The 246-nt window shown below is 62.2% G+C and carries 1 pseudogene; it reads left to right on the forward strand.

Annotated elements, in window-relative coordinates:
- A pseudogene (locus Q4528_RS15335) lies at window positions 1-246 on the forward strand (ribonuclease III); the annotation flags it as partial.

Genomic DNA, 246 nt, shown 5'->3' on the forward strand with positions numbered 1-246 from the left:
GGGATCGAGTGAAAATTTCGGCAGAATTGAAGGCTCTACAAAAACGGCTGGGGTATGAATTTTCAGACCCCGGCCAAGTGGTGCGCGCGGTCACGCATTCGTCGATGTCGACCGCCACGCGGGGCGACAACCAGCGGTTGGAATTCCTGGGCGACCGGGTGCTTGGCCTGGTGATGGCCGAGGCGCTTTTGGCGGCGGATGGGGGCGCTAGCGAAGGCCAGCTTGCGCCACGGTTCAATGCGCTGG

The sequence above is a fragment of the Staphylococcus pasteuri genome (genome assembly GCF_030547725.1).
Classification (GTDB): Bacteria; Bacillota; Bacilli; order Staphylococcales; family Staphylococcaceae; genus Staphylococcus; species Staphylococcus pasteuri.